At 33.4% G+C, this 22,503-nt stretch carries 21 protein-coding genes and 1 pseudogene; 13 read left to right on the top strand and 9 right to left on the bottom strand.

The features are described from left to right. Nucleotides 1-239: 239 nt before the first annotated feature. Nucleotides 240-611, top strand: a complete 372-nt coding sequence (locus J7E44_RS19335) for a septal ring lytic transglycosylase RlpA family protein (RefSeq protein ID WP_214832652.1) — start codon at nt 240-242, stop codon at nt 609-611. Between the two features lie 56 nt (nt 612-667). On the opposite strand, the gene J7E44_RS19330 is transcribed toward J7E44_RS19335, so the two are convergent. The 3 genes from J7E44_RS19330 to J7E44_RS19320 form a co-directional block, all read right to left on the bottom strand. After that, nucleotides 668-1,432, bottom strand: coding sequence for an exodeoxyribonuclease III (locus tag J7E44_RS19330; RefSeq protein ID WP_214832651.1), 765 nt, complete (start codon nt 1,430-1,432; stop codon nt 668-670). Between the two features lie 144 nt (nt 1,433-1,576). Continuing rightward, complete coding sequence (gene porX / locus J7E44_RS19325) at nt 1,577-3,121, bottom strand: T9SS response regulator signal transducer PorX (protein WP_214832649.1); 1,545 nt, start codon at nt 3,119-3,121, stop codon at nt 1,577-1,579. Nucleotides 3,122-3,255: 134 nt separating this feature from the next. Next, nucleotides 3,256-4,902 (bottom strand): S41 family peptidase, encoded by a 1,647-nt coding sequence (locus tag J7E44_RS19320; RefSeq protein WP_214832647.1) that lies wholly within the window; start codon nt 4,900-4,902, stop codon nt 3,256-3,258. Between the two features lie 122 nt (nt 4,903-5,024). Between J7E44_RS19320 and J7E44_RS19315 the strand changes: the two genes are divergently transcribed. From J7E44_RS19315 to J7E44_RS19280, 8 genes are all read left to right on the top strand, one after another. Then, the gene (locus J7E44_RS19315; protein WP_214832645.1) at nt 5,025-6,251 is read left to right on the top strand and encodes an HD domain-containing protein; all 1,227 of its coding nucleotides are present in this window, start codon (nt 5,025-5,027) and stop codon (nt 6,249-6,251) included. 72 nt (nt 6,252-6,323) lie between these two features. After that, a complete protein-coding gene (gene lpxD / locus J7E44_RS19310; RefSeq protein ID WP_214832643.1) occupies nt 6,324-7,355 on the top strand; it encodes a UDP-3-O-(3-hydroxymyristoyl)glucosamine N-acyltransferase in 1,032 nt (343 codons plus the stop codon). Continuing rightward, nucleotides 7,348-8,745: a bifunctional UDP-3-O-[3-hydroxymyristoyl] N-acetylglucosamine deacetylase/3-hydroxyacyl-ACP dehydratase gene (locus J7E44_RS19305; protein WP_214832641.1), complete on the top strand. Its 1,398-nt coding sequence runs from the start codon at nt 7,348-7,350 to the stop codon at nt 8,743-8,745. Before lpxD ends, J7E44_RS19305 begins: the two co-directional genes overlap by 8 nt. Then, complete coding sequence (gene lpxA / locus J7E44_RS19300; RefSeq protein ID WP_214832639.1) at nt 8,746-9,534, top strand: acyl-ACP--UDP-N-acetylglucosamine O-acyltransferase; 789 nt, start codon at nt 8,746-8,748, stop codon at nt 9,532-9,534. A 34-nt stretch (nt 9,535-9,568) separates the two neighbouring features. After that, nucleotides 9,569-10,132 carry an elongation factor P gene (gene efp, locus J7E44_RS19295; RefSeq protein WP_214832637.1) on the top strand — a complete coding sequence of 188 codons (564 nt, stop codon included), beginning with the start codon at nt 9,569-9,571 and terminating at the stop codon, nt 10,130-10,132. A 69-nt stretch (nt 10,133-10,201) separates the two neighbouring features. Further along, on the top strand, nt 10,202-11,104 hold the full coding sequence (locus J7E44_RS19290; protein WP_214832635.1) for an LpxD N-terminal domain-containing protein: 903 nt from the start codon (nt 10,202-10,204) through the stop codon (nt 11,102-11,104). Nucleotides 11,105-11,195: 91 nt separating this feature from the next. Then, nucleotides 11,196-12,068 (top strand): succinate--CoA ligase subunit alpha, encoded by an 873-nt coding sequence (gene sucD, locus J7E44_RS19285; protein ID WP_214832633.1) that lies wholly within the window; start codon nt 11,196-11,198, stop codon nt 12,066-12,068. A gap of 17 nt (nt 12,069-12,085) precedes the next feature. Continuing rightward, nucleotides 12,086-12,754, top strand: a complete 669-nt coding sequence (locus tag J7E44_RS19280; protein WP_214832631.1) for a porin family protein — start codon at nt 12,086-12,088, stop codon at nt 12,752-12,754. Nucleotides 12,755-12,824: 70 nt separating this feature from the next. On the opposite strand, the gene J7E44_RS19275 is transcribed toward J7E44_RS19280, so the two are convergent. From J7E44_RS19275 to J7E44_RS19265, 3 genes are all read right to left on the bottom strand, one after another. Next, complete coding sequence (locus tag J7E44_RS19275; RefSeq protein WP_214832629.1) at nt 12,825-14,135, bottom strand: ABC transporter permease; 1,311 nt, start codon at nt 14,133-14,135, stop codon at nt 12,825-12,827. Nucleotides 14,136-14,139: 4 nt separating this feature from the next. Then, nucleotides 14,140-15,051, bottom strand: coding sequence for an ABC transporter ATP-binding protein (locus J7E44_RS19270; protein WP_214832627.1), 912 nt, complete (start codon nt 15,049-15,051; stop codon nt 14,140-14,142). A gap of 105 nt (nt 15,052-15,156) precedes the next feature. After that, entirely contained in the window at nt 15,157-15,507 is a 351-nt protein-coding gene (locus J7E44_RS19265; protein ID WP_214832625.1) for a T9SS type A sorting domain-containing protein, read from the bottom strand. Nucleotides 15,508-15,626: 119 nt separating this feature from the next. On the opposite strand from J7E44_RS19265, the gene hemB reads away from it, so the two are divergent. After that, on the top strand, nt 15,627-16,616 hold the full coding sequence (gene hemB, locus J7E44_RS19260) for a porphobilinogen synthase (protein ID WP_214832624.1): 990 nt from the start codon (nt 15,627-15,629) through the stop codon (nt 16,614-16,616). Between the two features lie 54 nt (nt 16,617-16,670). Here hemB and J7E44_RS19255 read toward each other — a convergent pair whose 3' ends face one another. The 3 genes from J7E44_RS19255 to J7E44_RS19245 all read right to left on the bottom strand — a co-directional run bounded on the left by J7E44_RS19255 (nt 16,671) and on the right by J7E44_RS19245 (nt 17,987). Next, nucleotides 16,671-16,853 carry a bacteriocin gene (locus J7E44_RS19255; protein WP_214832623.1) on the bottom strand — a complete coding sequence of 61 codons (183 nt, stop codon included), beginning with the start codon at nt 16,851-16,853 and terminating at the stop codon, nt 16,671-16,673. 40 nt (nt 16,854-16,893) lie between these two features. After that, entirely contained in the window at nt 16,894-17,622 is a 729-nt protein-coding gene (locus J7E44_RS19250; RefSeq protein ID WP_214832622.1) for a hypothetical protein, read from the bottom strand. A gap of 71 nt (nt 17,623-17,693) precedes the next feature. After that, nucleotides 17,694-17,987: a TM2 domain-containing protein gene (locus tag J7E44_RS19245; RefSeq protein ID WP_214832620.1), complete on the bottom strand. Its 294-nt coding sequence runs from the start codon at nt 17,985-17,987 to the stop codon at nt 17,694-17,696. 104 nt (nt 17,988-18,091) lie between these two features. Here J7E44_RS19245 and lptB point away from each other — a divergent pair. From lptB to J7E44_RS19230, 3 genes and pseudogenes are all read left to right on the top strand, one after another. Next, nucleotides 18,092-18,817 (top strand): annotated as a pseudogene (gene lptB / locus J7E44_RS19240) (LPS export ABC transporter ATP-binding protein); the annotation flags it as partial. Nucleotides 18,818-19,463: 646 nt separating this feature from the next. Next, nucleotides 19,464-20,543 carry a baeRF3 domain-containing protein gene (locus J7E44_RS19235; protein ID WP_214832616.1) on the top strand — a complete coding sequence of 360 codons (1,080 nt, stop codon included), beginning with the start codon at nt 19,464-19,466 and terminating at the stop codon, nt 20,541-20,543. A 182-nt stretch (nt 20,544-20,725) separates the two neighbouring features. Beyond that, nucleotides 20,726-22,453, top strand: a complete 1,728-nt coding sequence (locus J7E44_RS19230) for an ABC transporter ATP-binding protein (protein WP_214833203.1) — start codon at nt 20,726-20,728, stop codon at nt 22,451-22,453. The last annotated feature ends 50 nt before the right edge of the window (nt 22,454-22,503 follow it).

The following is a 22,503-nucleotide window of genomic DNA, read 5'->3' as shown; positions in this document are numbered from 1 at the left end:
GATTTACAGTGTGTTTTAGAGCTGATTCTAAATGAATTTCTAGTAGTTAGTTAATTATGTTAACTTTTAGGCCTTATTTTTAACGTTTTTTAACAGTGGTCCTTAAAACGCCTGTCAATAGAGGGTTACAGACTTGGTTAACATATAATTGGGTTTTCGTTAACAGTTTTTAACATTTCGGCTATGGACTTAATGAGATTCATAATACATTTGCCCAGTCAAAACCAATAAAATTCAACATGATGAAAAGATTCATTCTCGTAATCATAATGATGATTTCAGCCTTTGGTGTTTATTCTTTCAAGAATAATGCCACAGATGCGAAAAAAACAAGTTATGCATCGTTCTACCACGATAAGTTTAATGGTAGAAAAACCGCAAACGGAGAAATTTTTGATAATTCAAAATTCACCGCTGCAAATAGAACGCTTCCTTTTGGAACTAAAATTAGAGTTACCAATTTGAGCAATGGAAAAGAGGTTACAGTGAGGATAAATGATAGAGGACCTTTCCATTCATCAAGAGCACTAGATATTTCTAGAGCCGCGTTCGATGAAATCGGAAATACCAATCTTGGTACAATTCCGGTGGAATATGAAATTGTCGATTAAACTTATGATTTATTAAATTTTAAAAGCCAACTGATTCAGTTGGCTTTTTCTTTTTATTATACATTCAATTCCAGCAATGCCGGGCAATGATCTGAATGTACAGCCTCTTTTAAAATTACAGCTCTTGAAAGCTTATCTTTTAAGGCATATGACGTAAAATTATAATCTAATCTCCAGCCCTTATTTTTAGCCCTGGAATTCTGCCTGTAACTCCACCAAGTATAATTATCTGGCTCATTATTAAAAAACCTGAAACTATCTATTAATTCACACTCTTCAATAAAGCTGGTCATCCACTCCCTTTCCATAGGTAAGAATCCTGAAACATTTTTTAAACGAACAGGATCATGGATGTCAATGGCCTGATGACAAATATTAAAGTCTCCTGAAATAATAAGATTTGGAATTTCTTTTTTTAAATTTTTGATATAATTCAGAAAATCATGACAAAACTGCATTTTAAAACCCAGTCTTTCCATATTAGAAGCTGAAGGGACATATACAGAAATTACTGAATAATCATCAAAGTCAGCACGAATAATTCTTCCTTCGTTATCATAACTTTCAATTCCACATCCATACTCAACATGATTAGGTTTTATTTTTGAGGCTATTCCAACCCCACTATAGCCTTTTCTGACTGCCGAATGCCAGTAGCTATGATACCCTTGCTTTTGAAGGCTTTCGATATCTATCTGGTCGTTTCCAGCCTTGCTCTCTTGAATGCATATGATATCCGGATCAGCGGTTTTTAACCAACCTAGAAAATCCTTGGTAAAAGCAGCTCTGATTCCATTTACATTATATGTGATTAATTTCATAAATAAAAGTAAATTTTTGGTCAAATGTAGGGAAATTAAAAGAGCGGACTTTGAAATTTCAAAATCAAATGCAAACAAAAAGGCGGAAAAAATCAATTGATTTTTTCCGCCCCTGAACCCAGAATTAATAAACTATGAAAAAAATTACTTGGGTTCTAAAATGCTAATTGGAATAATACATTCTTCTAATGATATTCCACCGTGTTGGTAAGTTTCTTTATAATAATTTACAAAGTGATTATAATTTTTTGGATAGGCCAGGAAAGTATTGTTTTTTGCAAAAATATACTTTGAACTTAAATTTCCTTTTGGTAAAAATAGTTTCTCAGGATTTGTAATAGCCCAAACATCTCTATCGTCATACGTTAAGCTCTTACCAGTTTTATAACGGATGTTTGTAGATGTTTCTCTATCTCCAACCACTTTACTTGGCTTTTTAACGTAAACTGTTCCATGATCTGTTGTGATCACTAGTTTATAACCGCTTTCGGCAGCTAATTTTATAATTTTTAGAATTGAAGAATTCTCAAACCAGTTATAAGTCAGGGATCTGAAAGTTTTATCATCACGAATTAACTGATCCACAATATGGTTGTCAGTTTTTGCGTGAGATAAGATATCAATAAAGTTATAAACGATCACCAACAAGTCGTTGTTTTTGTGTTGATTGAAATCATCATAGATCTTCTTTTCAAAATCAGCATTCAAAACCTTTAGATATTTCATTGATTTTGAACCTAAGCCAATTCTTTTCATTTGATCTTCAAGAAAGTCACGCTCAAACTCATTTTTATTTCCATCTTCATTATCATTAAACCATTTATCAGGAAAACGTTTTTCTATCTCAGAAGGTAATAGACCTGCAAAGAAAGAGTTTCTTGCATATTGAGTTGCTGTTGGAAGAATACTGTAATAATAATCTTCAGATACTTTATTGTAGTATTTCGTAAATAATGGTTCAACTACTTTCCATTGATCATATCTAAGGTTATCTACCATAAGTAAAAGAACCTTGCTTTTTTCAACCTCAGGCTTTATCTTATCTTTGAAAAGGGTATGGCTCATAGCTGGTTTGTCACTTCCATTTAGCCATTCTTCATAATTATTTTCAATAAATTTCGCAAACTGAATATTAGCTTCTTCTTTTTGAGACTGTAGAAGATCTGCAAATTCATTGTCTGTTACTTTATCGAATTTAATTTCCCAATTTAAAATTTTCTTATAATATTCAGCCCATTCCTGATAAGACTTGAGATAAGAAAGTTCCATAGATAGGCTTCTGAACTCTTGCTGATATTGCAAAATAGTTTTTTGCTCAACCAAATTGTCTTCCTGAAGATTTTTCTTTAATGATAAAAGAATCTGATTGGGGTTTACCGGTTTTAGAATATAATCAGCAATTTGAGAACCAATTGCCTCTTCCATAATGTGTTCTTCTTCACTTTTGGTAACCATTACTATTTTTAAAGAATTATCTTTTTCTTTAATCATAGGAATTGCTTCCAGCCCAGAAATACCAGGCATATTTTCATCAATTAATGTTAATGCAAATTTCTCGGAATCTATCAACTCTAGCGCTTCATTTACATTATTAACAGGAGTTACATGATAACCCTTTTTTTCTAAAAATACAATATGAGGTTTGAGCAAATCTATTTCATCATCTATCCATAATATTTTTTCCGACATAATATTTATTTTTTACATGGTTATAGTATCAAAAGTGTGACCAATTCATTATAAAATCTGTCAAAATGAACAGATAAAAAGTTAAATTATAGTTAAATGAAAATCCATTATTTTTTTTTATGTGGATATTTCATCTAACGGCCGGTCTTTATGTATTCTAGGGCTCTTTCCAAAACTTCATCTTTTCCTTCTTTTATTCCTTTTAAAGTAGGCTTAATGATAATGTCCGGGATAATTCCAATCCTTTGGGTTTCTCTTTGATCCGGGTAGTATGCACCAAGACCTGTGAAGCTGGTTTCTAAGCCTGCAATTTTAAACCTAATGACATCTCCGTTGGCTCCGGAAGTGTAACTTCCGATCGTTTTTGCTTTAGGATGCTGTTTAAACATCATCGTTGTGGTCTCCGCCTGGCTCTGAGTATTCTCATCTATCAAAACTACTACATTTCCTTTATAATAATCATCATTTTTTCTTCCAATACTATTTTTTCTACTATAAAACATACCCGGATAAGTGGTTTCAGGGAAATTAAACTGATAATATATGATTGTCTCCGGAAGAAACAGTAAACTTAATGGTCTGATTGTTTGCCTAGGATAATTTCTTAAGTCGAAAATAATTGATCCGGTTGTCTTTAGATTTTGATACATTTCATTTAAATCTTCTCTTTCAATAATACCCATATCAACATAACCTATTTTTTTATCCTGATCGTAAAATCTCCATTTTTCAGGTGCTGCTTTTTTTTCATAAATTATATCTTTTAAAAGATATGTTTTTACCTTGAGAGCAATATTTTGTCCGTTCCTTTCCAGTTTAACTTCTATACTATCATTGTTGGAGAAAAGAAAGAGATTCTTTACCTTTTTTATTTTCCCCCATGAGTTTGAAGCTGGAATATATTTTGAAAATCCATTGACTATTTGTGGAATGGTTTTACCATTAATGTCATAAATTATGTCTCCGGGTTCTAATAAAGATCTTTCTTTCTTATATATAGTAGAATTAATTTTGGTGACGATCAGTTTCCCTTCTGCATAAGAATATTCTACAGGTACTTTCCTTCTTCCGTATTGATTTAAACTAATTAATGGTGAAAATAAAAAAGCATGAGAATCATCAGTTTTTGTGACCAATTCTGCTAATGTTAAATGGTAATTTACATCATTATCTATACTGATAAATTTAGGAATCATTTCTTTTAAAACATCATTCCAATTTTGATCTGTTTCGTATTTATAGGGAAAGAAATATTCTACAAAATTCCAATATCTGAATAACTCCAAAAGAGCAATTTTCCTGGAGATAAATTTTGAGCCCAGTGAGTCATCATTTCTGAAAAATATTTTTCTTCCTCCTTTTCCAAAATAATAGGGCTCTCCGATATATCTGTTTTTTTCGATAAATTGAAGTTTGTCAATCACTTCCGGACTGAATATATCTTCATTTTTCGTCCAGTCTAAATTAAAGTTCTTCACAAAATATACCTTGTTGTTATCAAATTTACAGGATGTACAACTGTCAACCTGTCCAAGATTGTCAAGCCATTGAGAAAAAAACACATTCAGTTGATTTTTATCATGAATTGTTTCAAGTTCTTCTATTTTATCAATCAATTGTTTGTCCCAGTCGAATGTACCCTTAGCAACATGAGGGTGATAATATTTTAAAAATCCCCATACTTTACAAAGGGATTCCAGCTTTTGGGTTTCGGAAACGATTTGAGCAGAAAAAATATTTATACTTAAAAATAATAAAAGTAATGCAGAGAGTATCCTCATTCAATGGGTTCGTTTATTAAAGACTCAAAGATAAAAATCTCTACCTAATGATCTATGGTTTACAAAATTAAAGCCTAAGATTAAATTTCCCTAACTTTGTTTACTAATACTTCAGTTATCAAATGCAGAATAAGCTAAAAATTATCAACGATCCCGTTCATGGATTTATCAAAATTCCCCACGAAATTTTATTTGATATTATCGAACATCCCTATTTTCAAAGATTAAGAAGGATTTCTCAGACTGGTCTTCTCAATTTGATTTTTCCAGGAGCTACGCATACGAGGTTTCACCATGCTATCGGTGCCATGCATTTGATGTTCACTGCACTGGAAACATTAAAGCAAAAAGGAGTTAAAATATCTGACGAAGAAGAAAAAGGAGCCATGTTAGCGATCTTAATGCATGATATTGGTCATGGGCCATTTTCTCACGCTTTGGAAAGCATGCTGATGGATGATTGGCATCATGAAAATCTTTCATTATTATTAATGAATAGGTTGAATGAAATGTTTGATGGTCAGCTTTCCATAGCTATTGAAATGTTTCAGGGGCAATACCATAGAAAATTTTTCAATCAACTAATATCTTCTCAACTGGATGTTGACCGTTTGGATTATTTAAAAAGAGACAGCTTTTTTACAGGAGTTTCTGAAGGAAATATTAATACCCAACGAATCATCTCTATGATGAATGTTTGTGAAGAGGGCGAATTAGTAATAGATGCGAAAGGGATTTACTCCATTGAAAACTTTTTGACGGCAAGAATGTTTATGTATTGGCAGGTATATTACCATAAAACATCTGCTTTAGCTGAATTTATTCTGGTTAAAATTTTAGAAAGAGCAAAATATTTGGTTTCAAAAGGCATAGATTTACCGGCTACTGAAAATTTGAAATACTTTTTATATAGAGAAAAGAGTGCAGCAACAGATGAAGATGTTGAAAGATTTACACAATTGGATGATAATGATGTGATTCAAGCCATGAAATTATGGCAGAATTCTGATGATTTTATTTTGTCATATTGGTGTAAGTGCGTGATTAAGAGAGATCTTCCTAAAACAATTATTTCATCGCATTCATTTGATAAAACACTTGTTGAAGAAAAAATAAAAAACACCAATGAGTTTTTTAATATTGATAATGGTGCTGAATTAGTTCATGAGATTAAGAGAAAACTTTTGCCTTACAACACCAAAATGCAACCGATCTACTTACTACAGAAAAATGGTACGAAAATAAGGCTGGATGAGTCTGAAGATCAGCTTTTATCAGGCTTAATAGTAAATAAGACCAAAAGATATATTTTAACATTTCCAAGAGATTTATCCAAAGTAAATTCTTAAAGAATATTAAAATTAACGATCGTAAAACTAAAAAATGTTTACGAATAATAGAATTTCTTATCTTTGCAGAATATGGAATTTACAGCTTCGCAAATTGCAAGTTTTATTGACGGAAAAATAATAGGTGATGAAAATGCACTTATTAGTGGCGTTTCACCAATTGAAAATGGGGAATCGGGGCATCTTTCTTTTATAGCTCAAGATCGATTTTCTCACTATTTGGATACTTCAAAGTGCTCAGTAATTATTGCTTCTGAAAAACTTATTGTAAAGGATTCTTACAATGCTACCATAATTGCCGTAAAAGATGCTTATTTGTCTTTTCAGGTTCTGATGAATTTATATCAGGAAATGCAAGGTAAAAAAGAGGGTGTTGAAGATGGCGCATCTATTCATGATACTGCCGTTATTGCTGATAAGGTATATATTGGAGCTTTTACTTATGTTTCAGAAAAAGCCAAAATTGGTGAAGGAACACAAATTTATCCGCAAGTATACATTGGCAAGGGAGTAAAAATAGGTAAAAACTGTAAAATTGATAGCGGAGCAAGAATCTACGATTATTGTATTATAGGAGATAACTGCGTGATTCATTCTAATACTGTAGTAGGTGGTGATGGATTTGGTTTCCAACCAACACCGGAAGGATTTAAGAAAATTCCTCAACTCGGAAATGTTATCATTGAAGATGACGTAGAAATTGGTTCAAACTGTAGTATAGACAGAGCCACTATTGGTTCTACTATCATTGGGAAAGGAACTAAAATAGATAACTTAATTCAAATAGCACACAACGTAAAGATTGGTCAGAACAATGTGATTGCAGCTCAGGCAGGAATTGCAGGGTCTACAACTATTGGTGACTGGAACCAGATTGGTGGGCAAGTAGGCGTGGTTGGTCATATTAAAATAGGCAATCAGGTCAAAATTCAGGCACAAAGTGGGGTGAATTCCAGCGTTAATGACAAAGAAACATTATATGGTTCACCAGCAATAAGCTATAATGACTACCTTAGAAATTATGTTCATTTCAGAAACTTTACTGAAATTGTAGGACGAATAAATAATCTTGAGAATACCTCAAAAGATAATACTAATGAGTGATATGCAAAAAACACTTCAGCAAGAGGTTACTCTTTCTGGAATTGGCCTTCATACTGGTAAAGAAGTAAAACTTACCATTAAACCTGCTAAAGAAAATACAGGTTTTGTTTTTGTAAGAACCGATTTAGAGGGACATCCCCAAGTCGAAGCTGATGTTAATTATGTTGTAGCAACTGAAAGAGGGACAACCTTAGAAAAATTAGGTGTAAAAATCAATACTTGTGAACATCTTCTTGCAGCTTTAGTTGGTTGTGATATAGATAACGCAATATTGGAAATGGATGCTTCTGAGCCGCCTATCATGGATGGTTCTTCAAAGTTTTTTGTTGAAGCTATCGAAAGTGTAGGTGTTGTAGAGCAAGCGGTTGTTCGAGAATATCTTGTCGTTAAAGAAGTTCTTAGTTATACAGACCCTGCAACAGGTTCTGAGATCACGATTATTCCATCAGATAATTACGAAATTACAACAATGGTAGATTTTGGAACCAAAGTATTGGGTACTCAAAATGCTACACTTAAAAATATTTCAGAATTTAAGGAGGAAATTTCATCAGCACGAACATTCAGCTTTTTGCATGAATTAGAAATGCTTTTAGATCATGGCTTAATTAAAGGAGGGGATATTTCTAATGCAATTGTATATGTTGATAAAGATTTAACCCCAGATACAACTGAAAAGTTAAAGAAGGCATTTGGGAAAGACAATGTTTCTATCAGACCAAATGGCATTCTTGATAATCTTACTTTAAATTATCCTAACGAAGCGGCAAGACATAAATTACTTGATGTGATTGGTGATTTAGCTTTAGCTGGAGTTAAAATAAAAGGTAAAGTAATTGCTAATAAGCCCGGACATTTTGTAAATACTCAATTTGCAAAAAAACTCAATCGTCAGTGGAAATTGCAAAAAAAGAAAAATGTGCCTGATTTTGATTTAACAAAAGAACCGGTTTTTGATATCAACGGAATTATGAAGTTGATGCCTCACAGACCACCATTCTTATTAATAGATAAAATTCTTGAACTTTCTGACTCTCATGTGGTAGGATTGAAGAATGTTACAATGAATGAACCTTTCTTTGTTGGACATTTTCCTAAAGAACCGGTAATGCCAGGTGTTTTACAGGTGGAAGCTTTAGCACAAACAGGTGGGATTTTAGTTTTGGCTAGTGTTCCGGATCCTGAAAATTATTCTACTTATTTCATTAAAATGGATAAAGTAAAATTTAAAAGAAAAGTAGTTCCTGGAGATACTATGATTTTCAAAATTGAGTTGATAGAGCCCATCAGACGAGGTATCGTTCATATGCAGGGATATGGATATGTAGGAGATACAGTGGCTGTCGAGGCCGAATTAATGGCTCAAGTTGCAAAAAATAAAGTTGATTAAATGGTTCATCAATTAGCAGCCGTAGATAAACGCGCAAAAATCAGCAAAAATGTAATCGTAGAACCTTTTACTACTATTGCAGGGGACGTGGAAATTGGAGAAGGAACTTGGATTGGTCCCAATGTTACCATCATGGATGGAGCAAGAATAGGCAAAAATTGTAGAATTTTTCCCGGAACGGTAATTTCTGCAATTCCGCAGGATTTAAAGTTTGATGGAGAAGATACTCAGGTAATTATCGGAGATGAAACTACAATAAGAGAGTGCGTAACAGTGAACAGGGGTACAAAAGCCCTTGGATTTACCAAAATTGGTAAAAACTGTCTCATCATGGCAACTTCTCACATTGCACACGATTGCGTTATCGGAGATCATGTTATCATCGTAAACGGTTGTGGTATTGCTGGTCATGTAGAAATAGGTGATTATACAGTAATGGGTGGCCTTAGTGCAGTTCATCAGTTTGGTAAAATTGGAAAACATGTTATGATTTCTGGTGGAACACTGGTAAGAAAGGATATTCCGCCCTATGTAAAAGTAGCAAGAGAGCCAATGGCTTATGCCGGAATTAATTCAGTGGGTCTGAGAAGAAGAGGATTTACAAACGAGAAAATTTTTGAGATCCAAAAGATATATAGAGCTATTTTCCAAATGAAAATGAATGTCTCTCAGGCAATCACTCATATTGAGAAAGAAATGCTACCAACCGCTGAAAGAGATGAAATTCTCCAGTTTATTCAAAACTCTCCTAGAGGTATTGTAAAAGGATATGGTACCGGAAAGGAGTAATTAAATAAAAATAAAAAAGATAATATAAAAATTAATGGCAACAAGTAACGATATAAGAAAAGGACTTTGCATTGAATTTAGCAATGATATTTTCAAAGTAATTGAATTTCTTCACGTAAAACCAGGTAAAGGACCGGCTTTCGTTAGAACAAAATTGAAGTCAGTGACGAATGGAAAAGTACTTGATAACACTTTTTCTGCAGGTCATAAAATTGATGAAGTAAAAGTAATTACGAGAAAATTCCAATATCTTTATGACGATGAGAATGGATTCCATTTCATGAATAATGATGATTTCTCTCAATTATACATCGATAAAGAAATGATTGAAAATTCTCAGTTTATGAAAGCTGGTGAAGAAGTAACGATCATTTTAAAAGAATCTGATGAAACTCCACTTTCTGCTGAACTTCCACAGTCTGTATTTTTAGATGTTATCGAAGCAGATCCAGGAGTGAAAGGAAATACAGCTACTAATGCTCTTAAAAATGCAATCGTTGAAACAGGAGCAAGAGTGATGGTACCACTGTTCATAGAACCAGGAGACAGAATCAAAGTAAGTACTGAAGATGGTTCTTACTTGGAAAGAGTAAAATAATAATACAATTTATATAAATTCGGTCTGCATTTGCAGTCCGAATTTTGTTTTACAAGAAAAATATTTTTTATGAGATTTCATTCTCCACAAAAACTTAAAACAATTGCTGATTTAATTTCAGCGAAATTTGTTGGTTCTGATGATTTTGAAGTGCTGGGAACTAATGAAATTCACATGGTAAAACCGGGGGAGATCGTTTTTGTTAATCATCCGAAATACTATGATAAAGCATTAAATTCTGCAGCAACAATTATTCTTATCGATAAAGAAGTAGATTGCCCGGAAGGGAAAGCTCTATTAGTTTCAGATGATCCTTTCAGGGATTTTAATCTTATCAATACCCATTTTACAAGAATATATAATTTCACCGAAGAACTTCATGATATAGAGATCGGTGAGGGGACTAAGGTTCATTCTACCGCAGTTATAGGTAACAACGTGAGAATTGGAAAGAATAGTCTTATTTTTCCAAATGTAGTTATTGGTGACAGAACGATTATTGGGGATAATGTAGTCATTCAATCAGGGACGGTTTTAGGTGGTGATGCATTCTATTACCGTAAGCTTAATGGTAATTTTGACCGCTTAATATCTGTTGGTAACGTTATCATAGAAAACAACGTTGAAATAGGAAATAACTGTACAATCGACAGAGGAGTTACAGATTCTACGATTATAGGTGAAGGTTCTGTTTTAGATAATCAAATTCAGATTGGACACGATACCATAATTGGAAAAAAATGTCTGATCGCTTCTCAGGTGGGAATTGCCGGCTGTTGTATAATTGGAGATGAGGTAACATTATGGGGACAGGTTGGAATTGCTTCTGGAAATAAGATCGAAGGTGGATCTGTGCTTTTAGGAAAGACTGGTGTAAATAGAGATCTTGAAAAAGGGACCTACATTGGTATGTTTGCAGAAGATTTCAAAACCTATTTGAAAAAAGAAGTAAAACTGAGAAATCTCAAATAAACAATTCACAAGGTTTTATTTAAAATCAAAGAAAAATAAGTAAATTTGTGAGCATTAATAAAATAGTAAATAAATTAAAAACAACAATAAAATGTCAATTTTAGTAAACAAAGATTCTAAAGTAATTGTACAAGGATTTACAGGGAACGAAGGTACTTTCCATGCTGGCCAGATGATTGAATACGGAACCAATGTAGTAGGTGGAGTTACTCCAGGAAAAGGAGGAAGCGAGCACTTAGGGAAGCCTGTATTTAATACGGTTGCTGATGCTGTTTCAAAAGCAGGAGCTAACGTAAGTATTATTTTCGTACCACCTGCATTTGCTGCTGATGCTATTATGGAAGCTGCTGAGGCTGGAATTAAAGTTATCGTATGTATTACTGAGGGAATTCCTGTAGCAGATATGGTAAAAGTAAAATCTTACATCGCTGATAGAGATTGTAGATTAATCGGACCAAACTGCCCTGGAATCATTACTTCAGAAGAAGCTAAAATTGGTATTATGCCAGGTTTCGTTTTCAAAAAAGGTAAAGTAGGTATCGTTTCTAAATCTGGAACTCTTACTTATGAAGCTGCAGATCAGGTTGTAAGAGCTGGTTTCGGTATTTCTACAGCTATTGGTATCGGTGGAGACCCAATTATTGGGACTACTACAAGAGAAGCTTTGGAATTGTTCATCAATGATCCTGAAACAGAAGCGGTAGTAATGATCGGTGAAATTGGTGGTGGACTAGAGGCTGAAGCTGCAAGATGGTATAAAGCAAGTGGTTCTACTAAACCTGTAGTTGGTTTTATTGCAGGACAAACTGCACCTAAAGGAAGAACAATGGGACATGCAGGAGCTATTGTAGGAGGTGATGAAGATACAGCGCAGGCAAAAATGGAAATCATGAGAGAAAACGGAATCAACGTTGTAGATTCTCCGGCTGATATTGGTGTTACTGTTGCAAAAGTATTAGCATAATCATAAACAAAAACAATATGAAAAAATTTTTATTAGCCTCTACTTTGGCTTTTTCTACCTTATCTTTAGCACAAGTTAACCTTAAAGCGACAAGATTTGGTATTACAGCTGGAGGCAACTATTCCCGAGTACAAAATGCACATAACCCCTCCGGAGCAAGATTTGCTGTTCAGGCGGGAGCCTTAGCCCTTATTCCAGTAGGAAAAGGTAATCAGTTTTATATCCAACCCGAAGTACTATATTATGGTGCCGGAGAAACGGGGAAGGATAAGGATGCTAAAGGTAGAGATGGTTATAACGCTGTATATGCAAATAATTACCTTAGTGTACCTGTTTATTTCAAAGGATACTTTTCAGAGGCAGAATCTGAATTTTTTGGAATGATAGGTCCAAGATTTAACTTTTTGCTAAACCAGAACGTTAAAAATGCTCCTGCAAGCAGAGCTTATTATGATCCGGATGTAAATGATCCAAAACATCCTGGGGTTAGTGGAAAAGCTAACAGTTTTAATTTTGGATTAGGTATAGGCGTAGGATATAGCTATAAGAGACAATTGGAATTAGCTTTAAAGTATGATTATGGATTTTCCAATACATATCCTGATCTTGCAAAAGAACCTGATGGAACTAGTAAGGGTAAATCAGAACAAGTTCTTAGTTTAAGTCTTAGTTATATCTTTCAATAAGAATAATTCATTCAAATAAAAAAATCCCGAGATTATTCTCGGGATTTTTTGTGATGTCTAATATTTTATACTAATTTCTAATCCATCTCCAAAGCTCTTTTAAGGTAGCTTTATTACCGTACATTAAAATACCTACGCGGTAAATTTTTCCAGCTAAGAATATCATAAAAATAGTGGTCAGTACCAAAAGTGTGATGGATAACGCAATCTGCCATGCCGGAACTCCAAAAGGAATTCTTGCAATCATTGCTACTGGAGAGGTAAAAGGAATCATCGATAACCAAAATCCTAAAGGTCCATCCGGATTGTTCATTAGCGAAAAGCTCCCATACATCCCTAAAGTTAAAGGTAGTATTGCAAATAGTGTAAACTGTTGGGTTTCTGTTTCATTATCAACAGCAGATCCAATAGCCGCATAAACAGAGCTGTAAAAAATGTATCCAAGAAGAAAGAACACAATAAATACAAAAATGATCAACGGGAAATTAAGCTCCAGCAGACTATGAGAAACCTGAGTAGCAATTTGTGCTATATCCAGTTTACTAGCCATTCCTTCACTTCCTCCGGGGATATTTTTTTGAATTGATGAAAACCCTGTATTGAGAACTAATGCTCCGATTACTGACATTGTAATCCATATGATAAACTGGGTTAAAGCAACCATTGTTACGCCCAATATTTTACCCATCATAAGCTCGAATGGCTTTACTGAAGAGATAATAATTTCAACCACTCGGTTATTCTTTTCTTCTAGAACGCTTCTCATTACCCTAACTCCATAAATTATAATAAACATGAAAGTAACATACATCAGAACCATACTAAGTCCTGTTTTTACTCCGAAAGTCATATCAGAATCTTCCTTATTGTCTTCTGAAACATTAATCGTTTTTAAAGTGAAGCCTTTATCAAGATTGTCCAATTGAGTTTCAGCAATACCCAATTGCTTGATCTTTTCTTTCTTAATAACATTTGTAATATCTGAAACGATTCGCTGCTTGGTATCAAAACCAATTTTACTATTGATAACCAGTCTTGTGTTTTTTTCCAGATCATCAAAGTTATTAGCATTCAGTTCAGGTAAAATAAGGATGCCATCTAAGGTTTCATTTCCTTTTAATTTGTTAACCTTTGATTTCTCCTCAGCAGAAGGAATAAAAGTATAATTGAGTTTGGAATCCGATAGTAATTTATCTTTAAATAAACCACTCTTATCAACAACTTCAATAACACTATGTGATTCATTAGCCTTAAACATTAGCCCTATAACCGCACCAAATGCAATGATCATGACAGGAGCCAGCAACGTTAATATAATGAAGGACTTCTTCTTAACCTGTGTAAGGAATTCCCTTTTTGTAATTAAAAAAATATTGTTCATAAAATTAAGAATGATTACCTACAGCGTTAATAAAAACTTCATTCATGCTGGGGATTCGTTCATCAAATGACCTGACTTTTCCAACATGTACTAAATCTAAAAGAATATTATTTTGATCACTCTCGTTTTTCAAATCAAAAGAAATCAGTTCATTCTCATTAGAAAAATTGAAAACCTCATATTTGTTTTTGAAATTTTCAAAATTAGAATCACTGACTTCAGAAAGGGTGATTCCAAAAATATTTTTCTTAAATTTTTCCCTTACATCGAAAACCCTACCATCAAGAATTTTTTTAGAATTGTCAATAAGGGCTACATAATCACACATCTCCTCTACGCTTTCCATTCTGTGAGTAGAAAGTATGATAGTGGTTCCGTTATTTTTGAGATCGATAATCTGATCTTTGATAAGATTCGCATTTACGGGGTCAAATCCTGAAAAAGGTTCATCAAGAATTAAGAGATGAGGTCTATGAAGAACAGTAACTACAAATTGGATCTTCTGAGCCATTCCTTTTGAAAGCTCAGAGAGTTTTTTCTTCCACCACTGATCGATATTAAGTTTTTCAAACCATTTTTTAGCCTCACCCAATGCGTCGTTTTTACTCATTCCCTTCAATTCACCGAAGTAGAGGATCTGATCCCCAACACTCATATTTTTATACAGTCCCCTTTCTTCAGGCATGTAACCGATGTTTTTAATATGACTGGGATTTAGCTTTTCTCCGTTGATAAATATATCCCCGGAATCAGCTTGAGTAATTTGATTGATGATACGGATAAATGAAGTCTTTCCCGCTCCGTTAGGTCCTAGAAGACCATAAATACTCCCTTTTGGGACATGTATGCTAAAATCATCCAATGCTGTCTTTTTTCCTGCATTGTAGGTTTTAGTAATATGTTCAGCTTTTAGCATTAAATTGTTTTTTACAATTAGTATGAAAATCTCCCGAAAGTTACGGAATAATTAAGGGAGAACTAACGTAAAAGAAAAAATCCTGATGATTATCAGGATTTAATTTTATTGTTTTACTATTTGGGTAACCTTTTGTGTGTTGTCACTTAAAATGTAACGAATTAAATATTTGCCGGGTTTCAATTTTTCAATATTTATTTCTCCCGAATTCATATTAACGGTATAAGTTGCAACCTGTGTACCCAATATAGAGTAGAATGTAACACTTTTGACTCTTAAAGAAGAATCTTTTGCCTTTACGATGAGAAAATCCTTCGCGGGATTTGGATAGGCAATAAAAACTCCATCATCAGATTTTTGTGAGATGGAACCAGGCTCTCTAAGTTGAGCTTTAACATTGCTGGAAAATCCAACAAAAGTGCCTACGAAAAGAATTAAAAGTAAAAGTTTTTTCATCAAATTATAATTTCTCAAGTATTTAAAAACAAAAATATAAAAAATCTACCACTCCTCAATATATTTTTTCATATAACTTGTAGTAAATTTGCATAAACTTATTCAAAAAGTATTCCAAAATGATACATTCAAGAAATAGAAGGCTAAGAGTTAATGAATCAATGAGAAGTTTAGTAAGAGAAAATATACTTACAACTAATGATTTCGTAATGCCAATCTTCGTAATGGAGGGTGAAAACAAGGAAGAACCAATTGCATCAATGCCGGGAATTTTCAGGCGGAGTATAGATTTAACCGTGAAGGAATGTAAAGAATTATTTTCCCTTGGTGTAAAATCGGTCAATTTGTACATGAAGGTGTCTGATCATTTGAAAGATAATACAGGAAAAGAAGCATGGAATAAAGATGGCTTAATGCAAAATACCATCAAAGCGATCAAAGATGCGCTTCCTGAAATGATTGTAATGCCTGATGTTGCCTTAGATCCGTATTCAATTTATGGACATGACGGTATTATTGAAAATGGAAAGATTGTAAATGATGCCACCGTTGATGCGTTAGCCAGAATGTCTGTATCTCATGCAGAAGCAGGAGCTGACATTGTTGCCCCTAGTGATATGATGGATGGCAGAGTATTGGGTATTCGTGAAGCTTTAGAGGACAATGGGTTTACAGATGTGGGGATTTTAAGTTATTCTGCAAAATATGCAAGTTCTTTCTATGGACCTTTTAGAAGTGCTTTGGATAGTGCTCCAAAAGATAATATGGAAATACCAAAGGATAAGAAAACATATCAAATGGATTTCCATAATTCCCGTGAAGCTTTAAATGAAGTATTCAAAGATATTGATGAGGGAGCGGATATTATTATGATCAAACCGGGACTTCCTTATCTGGACATTGTTTCTAAAGTTCGTGAAGCTATAGATCTTCCGATCGCCGTCTATAATGTAAGTGGAGAGTATGCAATGGTAAAAGCAGCTGCTCAAAATGGCTGGCTGGATAATGATAAAACAATTATAGAAAGCTTAACCTGCTTTAAAAGAGCTGGAGCAGATATGATCTTTACTTATTTTGCGAAGGAAGCAGCCATACTTCTAAATAAATAGTATTAATTACTTTATATAAATAAAAAAAACACTTCAAATCGAAGTGTTTTTTGTTTATCCAAAACATGCATTGTAATGGGGCTTACCCGGAACAATAGGGTCTCTGCCTCCATCATCAAAAACGCAAATGTTTGAAGGGCATAAATACCAACCTGGCTGACAGTTACCATTAGCGTCAGGAAATCTGATGTTTCCACCATTGATATTTTTTAAGTCCTTTTTTGTTAATTTTTTCATGATAATATTTATTTAGATAATCTAATATAATAAAAATTTATCACATGATGTTGAAATCTTTTCCTTTGGTAAATTTTGCGGCAAAAGGAGCTTGATTACCTGAATATTTTAGAACAAAATGTTTCTTGGTATCTGTATCTAATTTTGCATCAACCTCTACGTCCTGAGTCTGAAAGCTTACATCTAAAGCAACTGAAGATTCTTTTTCCAGATAAATTTCTACACTCTCAGCATAAAATAAAGAAGTACTCAAATAATTAAACTTAATATTTTTTCTATACGTTTTGGTTTTATCCTGCGTGAAAGCAGAGTAATTTTTTAAAATCTCAATTCCTGGGGAATCAATGTTAGTGATTCTAGATTTTGTTACCCCATTTACTCTTACAGAAAAGCTCTTGGCATTTTTGATCTCTCCATTCACTCCAATATTAAATAAGGATGGCAAAGAAAGCCCATATTCAATCATACTCTCTTTTGTAAATTCGAAGTCGGGAATTAAAGCCGGATGTTTAGGGGTATTAATCAATTGATTTTTGACCGTATTTAAGCTCTCACCAGAAAATAAATATCCAATAAGATTATTACCAGTCGTTCTCCAATTTCTACCATTCCATTCGAAAATTTCACAAAGCAAAGTATCGGTGGACGAATGGGGAAGCAGATCCATATCCTGCCATTTGAAAACTTCTTTAGCATAGGGTCTTCGGTCAACAAGATTGATTCCTAAATCTAGTGCAAGCAGTTCTGTTAGTTCTTTATTATTTTCCATAAAAAATTAATTGTTGATTGGTCCTATAAATTTATCAAATAAAATCGAAAGCTATCGAGTTTATAAGCATGTTATAACCAACCTTTTTTACCATAAACATAAGTGTCATCAAATTGTTTATCACTCATAAACAAATATAAAATACCTTCAATGAAAGGAATAATAGAAGCTGCACCTAAAGTGACAATATTTAAAACAATTTGGATAATTCCTTCTTTGGTATAACCCAGGTAAAATTTATTTAAGGCCAACCATCCAACAAGTATCCCTAACAATGCTGCAGGAATTTTCTTTTCTGAACGATACGTTGCAGTCGCTTGTTGATTTTGCTCATTTTCTGTTTTTGTATAACCGTAATTTTCCATTTTAATAATTTTTATGATAAAGTGAATTGTTTTTAACATAAGTCGAGGAAAAATATGAGTAGTTACAAAATCATAACTTAAAACAAATTTATATCTTTGCGACTATGATTTTACGAGGAGAAAACTTAATCAAGGAATACGGTCCTAAAAAAGTTGTAAAAGGAGTTTCTGTACAAGTTCAACAGGGAGAAATTGTTGGCTTACTAGGTCCCAATGGGGCAGGTAAGACCACTTCATTTTATATGATCGTAGGATTGGTTAAGCCTACTTCCGGAAGGATTTTTCTCGATAAACAGGAGATAACCACTGACGCGATGTATCGTAGAGCTCAAAAAGGAATTGGGTATCTTGCTCAGGAAGCATCTGTTTTCAGGAAGCTTTCAGTAGAAGAAAACATTATGGGAGTTTTGCAGCTGACTAAACTTTCGAAACGTGAGCAGCAAATAAAATGTGATGAACTGGTTGAAGAATTTTCATTGCAGCATGTTCGTAAAAACAGAGGGGATCTTCTTTCCGGAGGTGAAAGACGTAGAACAGAAATTGCAAGATGCTTAGCAACAAGTCCTAATTTCATTCTTCTTGATGAACCTTTTGCGGGTGTTGACCCTATTGCTGTAGAAGATATACAAAAGATTGTAAGAAGTCTTGTTGATAAAAATATCGGAATTTTGATTACCGATCATAACGTTCAACAGACACTTGCCATTACAAACAAAACCTATATTATGTTTGAAGGGAGAATCTTAAAAGAAGGCCTTCCTGAAGATTTAGCTAATGATCCACAGGTAAGAGAAGCTTATCTTGGAGAGAATTTTGTTTATCAGAGTATTTTGGACAAACCTAAAAAGAAAAAATACGCATACAATATCTGGGCTGGAAATTTTGATTCAAAAACTCAGTTTCAAAGTTTTGTAGATAATAAATTCTCTCAATTTGATGATTTGAGATTAATGTATGGTTTTGAAGATATAAGTTTTGCATCATTAGCAAATTCTGAGATTGAACATATCTTTAATGATGTAGTTGATAAAAATGCTAATAACTCTTTTGTGTTCCAAAGAAAAGAAATTACATCTCAGTATTCTTTAGAAGATGCAGGTGCTGAAGCAAAAGAAGCAAGCAAATCAGAACTTCATTATCTTACAACATATCTTTTCGAGGGATAAAAGCAGATTTTATTTTGACTCTATAAATACAGTGGACTTTTTAGTTGCTGTCGAAGTACGTTCAATATTTAGCAGATAAAAGCCTGGATTTTATTTTGCCATGCAAATTTGTTTATTTTAATATATATTATTTCGCATTGTTTTGAGTAATTGCGAAATATTTTCAATACAAAATTTTATTATCATTTATGTTTTTCTTATTTTCATTAAAAGTGATATTTTGATGAACTAAAGGTCTGGTTATTGTATTTAATTATGTGAAATTGATAAAACAGATTGTCTGACTTTATTAATAATTAAAAACGCATATATGTCATTACAAGAAAAATTACAAAAACTCGCCAATGAAAGAAATAAACCATGTGTAAGCATTTTATTAAGCACACACAGAACATTTCCTGAAAACCAACAAGATGAGATCATTTTAAAAAATTTGGTAAAAGAAGCGGAAAATCGGGTTATTGATGAATATGGAAAAAGACCTGCTGCAGGAGTTTTAGAAAAACTGGAAAAGATTGCAGATAAAGTTGATCACCAATATAATCTTGATAGTTTACATATCTTCTTATCCAAGGATACGGAAGAAATTATAAAATCTACATGGACATCAAGAGGCAATGTTGCTGAGATAGATGAGAAATTTGCAGTGAGACCCCTTATTAAGGCAGCAGTACGAGCCCAGGAATACCTCATCTTATTATTAACACAGAATGGAACAAAATTATATGAAGCGTTAAATGACTCTATTATAAACGAAATTCGTGAAGAAGGATTTCCATTTCCACAGAACCCTTTTTATATCACCCATTCAGATGTAAGAAGTGACTCAAAACAGGTCGATAATCAGATAAAAGAATATTTTAACAGGGTTGATAAATCAATTGTTGAAATTAGCAAAAAATCAAATCTGAATGTTATTGTAGTCAGTACAGCGGATAATTATAGTAAACTTCTTGAAGTTGCAGATATCCCCAAGATATACATAGGCCACGATAATAAAAGTTATGTTTCTGCGGAAGAGCATCATATTGTCGAACAAGCTTATGAAATTATTAAAGCTCGACAAAAGGAAAGTCGTACACTAGCAATAGAAGAAATTAAAGAAGCTGTTCCACAGGGAACTGTTCTTACAGATCTACAGGAAATTTATCAGGCTGCATTAGATGGGAGGGGAGATTTACTGATCGTTCATCAGGATTATGAACAACCAGTAAAAATGGTAGATGATCGGACATTTGAATATGTAGATGATTCTAAAGAGCAGGGTGCAGTTGATGATATTGTATCCATAATTGCATGGGAAGTATTTTCTAAAAAAGGAAGAGTGCACTTCACCCAACAGGATGGGCTTTTGGATCTTGGAAAGATTGTATTAAAAACGAGATACTAAAAATAAATTTTCGTTAAGAAAGAAGATGAGCTGGCATAATACCAGCTTTTTTTATGTATTATTTTAAAAAAGCTTTAATTTTACTAAAGATCTTTATATCAATGGCAAAACCTTTTAATAGAACAATTACTTTATTCGGAATATATAAACAACTCATTCCGTTTATCAGACCTTATCGTTTGATGATCTATGGAACACTGTTTCTTACTTTTTTAGGAGCATTAGCTGCACAAGTCAATCCTTTGGTATTAAAATATACAGTGGATGAGGTAACCACTCTTACACATCTTCAACATCCTATGTCTGAAGGTATTCATGTTCTGGTAGTGATCTCCATCATTTTACTGGGAAAAGAATTATTAAATATCTTTATCAACTTCGGCCAGAAATTTTACGGTGAGAAAATTAGAATTAATGTAAGCTCTGTCCTGGCACAATCAGCAATTGATAAAATATTGACATACAGAGTTGCTTATTTTAATGATGAAAACCATGAATCAGGGAAACTTCAAATAAGAATAGATCGGGGAATAGAAAGTTTAACAAAGCTTGTTCAGAATTTTTTTATTGACATTTTACCTCTATTCTCGAATGCTATTATTGCACTGATTATTATCTATATGCAAAATGTTTATGTAGGAATGGTTTCCACCATTATTGTTCCTATCTACTTTTACATCAGTTCTCTTCAAGCCGGTAAATTAGGAGGAGTTCGTCGTCAATTGAGAAATCAGCGGGAGCAGAAAACTTCAGGACTTTTAAATCTGATCAATTCGATTATGGTGATTAAGAGTTTTGTACGTGAAAAGTTTGAAGGTAAAAAGCAATATGACCTGCAGATGCAATTAATGGAAAGTCAGATGTTCACAAGGAAAACCAATTTTATTTATGATGGATTGAAGACCTTTATAGAGCAGTTTGGAGTTGTTCTTATTATTTTATTGACCGTTTATCTTGTATTGGATCAGCAGATGACCATTGGTGCTATCATGCTTCATATTATGCTTTTCAATAATGTCTCGTCCCCCATTCGCCAGCTTCATCGTATTTATGATGATATGAATGATGCGATGATCTATGCTGAAGGCTATTTTGATATTCTGAATGCGGATGACGAAAAAGAACAAAACGGAACATTTGTGGAAAAAGAAATTAAAGGAACATTCGAACTTAAAAATGTAGATTTTGCCTATCCTAATGGAACTAAAGCTTTACACGATGTTTCCATGAAAATTGAAAATGGTAAAACAACAGCTTTAGTAGGATTGAGTGGTGCCGGGAAATCCACAATAATTAATCTTTTATGTAAGTTTTATCCACCCAGTTCTGGAGAAATTTTATTGGATGGTGTTAATTTGAATGATTTTGATAATACTTTTTTAAGAAATGATATAGGTTTGGTACTTCAGAGAAACCATATTTTTCAGGGAAGTATTGAAGACAATATCCGTTATGGAAATATGAATGCCGGTTTTGATGATATTCAGGCGGCTGCAAAAAAAGCTTATCTGCATGACCAGATCCTTGATCTACCGGAACAATACCGTCATGATGCAACTCAGCTTTCAGGAGGACAACAGCAAAGAATTGCTATTGCAAGATTATTTTTAAAAAACCCACCTATTATATTTCTCGACGAGCCTACGGCAAGTTTAGATGCTATTGCAACAGAGCAAATAAAAAATTCTTTGGATGCTATTAAAGAGGGAAGAACAGTAATTATTATTTCGCATTCTTTATCTCAGATCTTAGATTCAGATAAGATTTATGTGATGAAAAAAGGAAGGGTAGTTGAAAGTGGAACTCATAGTGAGCTGGTGCAAATGAACGGTACTTATCGGGAGATCTTTGATGCTTCTGCGAGAAGCTTAAATCTTGATAAACTAATAAATACTTTTAAAGAAAACTAGATTGATCTAGGAAAAAAACGAGCTCAATGAAAAAGAAATCATTGAGCTTG

It is taken from the genome of Chryseobacterium sp. ISL-6 (assembly GCF_018613715.1).
In the GTDB taxonomy this organism is placed as follows: domain Bacteria; phylum Bacteroidota; class Bacteroidia; order Flavobacteriales; family Weeksellaceae; genus Chryseobacterium; species Chryseobacterium paludis.
Note: the sequence above shows the minus strand (reverse complement) of the source record. Positions and strands in the feature narration are given on the sequence as shown.